The organism is Paenibacillus phytorum (genome assembly GCF_013141715.1).
In the GTDB taxonomy this organism is placed as follows: Bacteria; Bacillota; Bacilli; order Paenibacillales; family NBRC-103111; genus Paenibacillus_E; species Paenibacillus_E phytorum.
This window is the reverse complement of the sequence record NZ_WHOA01000010.1, coordinates 1-5,896: the sequence shown is the minus strand read 5'-3', so window position 1 is coordinate 5,896 and position 5,896 is coordinate 1. Positions and strand designations below refer to the sequence as shown.

Below are 5,896 nucleotides of genomic sequence, written 5' to 3'. Positions count from 1 at the left end.
GTATCTATGCCAATATTTGTGTGCATTGTGTGCAGTATAATGTAGTCAAGGGTTACGTTTCCGCTATCTCCATCATCGTATTTATAAGATATCGTATTACTTCCGGATTTTAGCGTTACAGTCTCAACCTTGTCGCCCCATGTATCCCAATTTGCCAAACTCGGCAGGCTAATCTGCCTTAACTTGATGCCGTTCACATACAGGCTGATTGTCTTCGTTCCGCCCGTAGCATTGGCATACCTGAGATCCAGATTATAACTACACGTTAACGCTGATGCATTATTTACTGTAAAGGTAGTCGTTGCACCGTAATTCCCGTATCCGTCCACAAAACCAGTCCCGGAATAATTCAGCTGGTTGTTATTTACCTTTGCACCGCCCGATAGGGATGCATTCTCGGTCTCATACTTGTTAGATTCCGTTACTGTAATATAATCGAGACTAACATTTCCGCTGTCGCCCGATTCATACTTGTATGCTATGGTATTGTCCCCTGCATTCAGGTTTACCTTCTCAACCTTGTCGCCCCATGTATCCCAATTTGACAAGTTCGGCAGGCTAATCTGCCTTAACTTGATGCCGTTCACATACAGGCCGATTGTCTTTGTTGCGCCCGTAGCATTGGCATACCTGAGATCCAGATTATAACTACCCCCTGACGCAGCATTTACTGTAAAGGTAGTCGTTGCACCGTAATTCTCGTATCCGCCCGCAAAACCGGTCCCGGAATAATTCATATGATCGTTAACTACCACTGCACCGCCCGATAGTGTGGCATCCTCGGCCTCATAATTATTTTGTTCCACAAATTCCCACTGGTCGCTCGTCCAATCACCTCCACCTACCATACCAGATTGTACATAATCGTTCTGTGTGTGTATATGCTGTAAGGCCTGCTTGCGGCTTCTGAGCTGGAAATATCCATTTTCAGAGCCGATTGGCATCCAATTCGCACTCCATCCATTCATCGGTCCAGTCTGAATTCGACCGTTATTAGCTTCAATATTCATATAGTTGCCGGTTAACCGGTTCCTGAAACGTATAAATCCATTATCATTTTCCAGAGCCCAGTGATATTGATATCCCGTTCCATCTCCATAACTTACTGTTCCGGAATTGTCAAAAAGGCTTTTACCTGTAAGCCTGCGATTATAGAGTTTATAATACCCGCTGCCGTAAATCTGAAGTTCATAGATTCTTGCCGACCTATTGGTAGTTTCAGTTTGAGGATTTGTAATATTGAGCTTTACGTACCTTCCACTGGCGGTAACATTTCTGTCCGTTTCATTGGCCGTATTGCCGGTTACTGTGTCAACAGTAGTCCAGGTGCTGCCGTTATCACTTACCTGGAGCTGGAAATCCCTTGTATTCAAGCTCTGTGTGCCCCAGTTTTCAATACCTCCGGCATGAATGATATGATATCTTGTAATCGACTTTGGCGCGCCAAGATCCACTATTAGCTCGTTTGTTTCTCCGTTTGCACTCCACTTGGAACCGTTGGCTGTCGTACCGTCAACCGCCATGGAGGGGGTTTGCCCTGAAATATTTGGGGTTGATGTGGCTGTTTTACCTAAAGCAATATTAGTATCGGAGTGCGCGGGGACAATGCTGGTCGGGAGCGTAAGGTTTCCTGAGTCTGCAACCCCATTATATGTGACGTTCGAAACATAACTACCTATGGACAAGTTTCCGCTTTTGCTATCTGTAACAAGCTTCCCGTCAACTTTTACATTATCAAAATGTACACCGTCGACATACTCGGTCTCACTTATCCCTCCTATCTGCGACCCAAAATCATATGGATTGGAAGCATAATTGACATTCTTGAACACGATGTTGCTGAGACTTCCAGTTACATGATTCCAGATTGAATATGGATATATTTCTAGCATACTCCCGTATCTTGTACGTTCTATTTCAATATTCTCGAAGGTCACATTCTGTACTAAAGCTGAGCCGGCATAAATTCCAATAACACCTCTTATGCCAGGATATGCATTAGAGTTAATAACGTAGTTATTTTTAGCTACATAGTTTGTAAGATTACCAGCGTTAACCATAAAACTATGTACTCTCATGCTAGCAATCACGTTATTCTCCCATAAGATGTCATGACTATTAGCGCCAGTCACAAGAGCATCGTCAGAAGTTCTAACAAAGCTATTCTTCACTGTCACATGACTATTGTCCATTACAAGCACAATGCCGTCACCTTCATGCATACTCGTGAATCCTTTAATATTGTCTATTGTTACATTCGAACTGCCGATTACATTGACTGACTGCCTTTCAGGATTTACTACAACTACTCCCTCAATGGTTACATTATTCGCTCTGAATGCGACAATGCCTGGCATTTCGGGTTGCGTAGCTCTAGCAGCATCCGTAAAATTACCGCACCACTGAGACAAATCAAGTATTCCTCGTCCTCTAATTGTAATATTTTCTTTCATCGGTCTAGTATCCCAGCCAGTTTCATTCAAATACGGATTGGTTCTAATCTGCGCCTTTACTACAGCACCTCCCGCTATATAGACTGTTTTTCCACTCGGTACATCTATAACATCCTCAGTTGTCATGTAGTTGGAATTTTGGTGAGCTGGTATATTATTCAGCCTTGTTATTCTGGAGTCGTTTCCATATTGATGAAGTCCGGGGCCAAAATACATGACATTGGGATCAGTTGGTGATGGAGCATTTGTATCCATAGGATTTGCAAATATATGCAGCGCATTATAGATATTACCATTTACCTCAAGTACTATGTTTTTAGCTCCGGTCAATGAAAATGTAATCTCCTGACCGTCAATTGTTGGCGTTATTCCGTATGCCTGAGGCCAAACCTTTGCTGATGTTAATGGACCGCCATTATACGTAATCTTCATTTCCACTGTACCTGCAGAGTCAAACATTACAAAACCTGTAGGAACATCGCTTTTGCCCGGATCGCCCGAATCACCATTAAACATTCTTGATAAATATGGAAATAGATTGGAATAGGATCCCCCTGGATTCCTTACCTGTGCTGTAAAAGCTGAATAACTTGCAGTACCTGCCGGCGGATCAGGATATAAAGTAAGTTGATTTTGATCCTCCGCGAAAACAGATTTCGGTGAAGAAATAATTGTAATCATCAATAGTACCAGGACCAAACTTAATAATTTTCCGCCTTTTATTTTCACGTTAATTTCTCCCTTCTTTTACCTACGATTTGGATCTCCTGAAGCCTTGTGCCTATTAATTTACCTCATATAATCCAATATTTCGGAATTACTAACTCAATATAACTAACTTTAAATCATCTTTTTGTAAATAATAACCACTATAAATATTTCCTGAATCCGTGATAGATGTTCTTTAAAAACTTAGTCCAAGCTGTCCAATAGTGCTTTCAACTGAGGGTTAAGGTTCAATGCATTAAGAATGACCGTAAGTGCCTCCGAGCGGGTGGAGTTGCCTTGCGGATCAAATATTCCATCGTCCTTGCCATTGATGATACCAGCTTCAGCCGCATCTTTGATTTGATTTACTGCGTAGGAGCTTGCGCTTGTCAAATCTGTCAAGTTTCCTTTTGTGGTATCTTTATCCAGTTTACTCAGGTTGATAATACGGGATAAAATGACGACCATTTCCTCGCGACTGATCGTTTGGTCTGGCTTAAAAGTTCCGTCTTCATAACCGCCAATCATTCCTGCGCTAGCGAGCTTCTCAATAATGCCCTTAGCCCAGTGACTGTCGATATCGTTCAATACATTGGAATGATTAACCTGGCTGCTGATATCGAATACACGCGCGATGATCGTTGCAAACTCGGCTCGTGTTATATTGCCATCCGGATGGAACGATCCATCCTCATACCCATCGATAACGCCCAGTTTCACGAATGTACCGATGCTCTTTTCGGCCCAGTGTCCTTTAATGTCAGCCAGTTCAACCTTTACATCAGATCTCTTAGCTTCCTCTACTTTGGAAGAGATCGTATCAACAAGTTTACTCTCATTAACAATATCGCTATTGAATACATTATTTTTGTTGTTATTGTTGTTACCGTTGTTACCGTTGTTACCGTTGTTACCATTGGTATCACCATTACCACCATTACCGCCATTACCGCCATTACCCGATGCTTTTACATCAACCGATAACTTGCTATTACTTGAAACTTCAGTCGACACGATCTGCGAATTCACCAGTTTTACGCTGTCCAGTACAATATCGGCTGATCCCTGACTAGTCGCATGAAAGGTCACCGTAGCCAGTGTTACATCCCCGTTCTGGCCCGCAACATTACCTATTTGCGTATGCGCGATTTGAATCTTATTTCCGTTCGCAATTGGTGCTACGGCAAAGCCGCTACTTTTGCTAGCGCCTTTCACAAAAACCAATCGGTTGGTATCATATGAGACATTGACTTCATATGCGTACAAGTCACTTAAATGCTCTCCTCTTACCGTCACTTGGAAGTCATCGCCTGCGGATATGCTAGTATCCGAGACTGACAGGGAAAGGGTAGGGCCAGTGTTTGCATGGATAACGACATGTGGGAAAATGAACACAGTCAAAAGAAACGCCATACTGAATGCGAGAAGTTTTTTTAACATCAAAGTAATCCACCCTTCTAATAATTTATTAGTATAACAGGCCATATCGGCGAGGAAGGGGGAGATTGGCTCCCCCCGTTCATTACCACTTCACCCTAAATCTCTCTCATGTACGCAAGTAAACATTGTTTTAATGCAAGATCGCTTTGGCTACAATGACAAGGTCTACAATGTCTACTTTACCATCATGATTTACATCCGCTTTCTCATTCCAGCCTGATTGACCTTGTTCTTTGCCGAAAGTAATTGCAACCATAGCTAAGTCCCCAACCGAGGCACCGCCTCCATTGATATCTGCGTTTATTCTCTTCGTATCAAACAATTGTATGGCTGCTTCCAATGCGGATTTCGCACTAGCCACCTGCTGCTGAGTCGCATTTGAATTATTTGCTGTTGCACTAGCCGTATCGATGGCCGTCTGCAATTGCGTCTTGGAGCCAATCGCATACAGTCCATCTCCATTGCCTTCCAGTGCTGCAGCGTTCTTCACCTGAGCGCTTGCGATCGTTGTATTTAAGAGCGACTTATCTACAGGTGTACTAGTAAGTGTTATCGTTATCTCGCTGGAAGCACCGTCAACCTGCAACTCATTCCCCGGTGCATTGGCTATCACAACATCAGCTACAGAAATTGTCGTATTGGTTGCCTGGGTGACAGATTTGGCCGTAAATTGGATGGCGAGCATATCGCCTTGGGCAGGCACGTTCGCGCCCACGCTGGCAGCCACAATCCGGATATGACCCGGCTCCGTCTCCTTTTGATCGATAACTTGGAACCCGTCTTTCAGGGATGTCACCGAATCGAATTGCACACTTGCAGGATCATACTGTAGTGTGAAATCTTGGGCGTACACTTGCTGGTATACGCTTTGTGTAACATCGGCCAGTCCCATGTTCAGAGTGAAAGTTTGGCCAGAAGTTACCTGCTGTACACCTGTCAATGTAGACTTAGCTGTTGCTGGCGCCGGCAATACAGTTACGCTGACGCTTGTTGTCAATGCTACGTTGTTCGAATTTACCACTCCTGCAGGCAAAGTTACAGTTCCACTTACCGTGAATGTCTGCTGTGTCCGTACAGTTGGAACATAGCTTGAACCGTCAACATCCCATGTCACATTAGCGTTCATTCTTCCCGTATCGGTAACGAGTTCTGTCGTTGCAGGTAGTCCAAGCGCTGCCGCTGTCTTAGCTGTTCCGTTCACTACTCCAGTGATTGCTGCAGGCGTTGTTATGCTCGTAAGCGTCTGTCCTTGCCCCGCATTCATCAATTGCGTTACTTGATCCTGAGTCAAATTT

The 5,896-nt window shown here is 43.7% G+C and carries 3 protein-coding genes; all 3 read right to left on the bottom strand.

Features of this window, described 5'->3' with window-relative positions; all coding sequences use genetic code 11:
• Nucleotides 1-3,182, bottom strand: a 3,182-nt coding sequence (locus tag GC098_RS02375; protein ID WP_171640617.1) for a CBM35 domain-containing protein, incomplete at its 3' end; no start/stop codon positions are given.
• 183 nt (nt 3,183-3,365) lie between these two features.
• Nucleotides 3,366-4,601, bottom strand: coding sequence for an S-layer homology domain-containing protein (locus GC098_RS02370; RefSeq protein ID WP_246358380.1), 1,236 nt, complete (start codon nt 4,599-4,601; stop codon nt 3,366-3,368).
• A gap of 130 nt (nt 4,602-4,731) precedes the next feature.
• On the bottom strand, nt 4,732-5,896 hold a 1,165-nt coding region (locus GC098_RS02365; RefSeq protein WP_246358379.1), incomplete at its 5' end, for a cohesin domain-containing protein.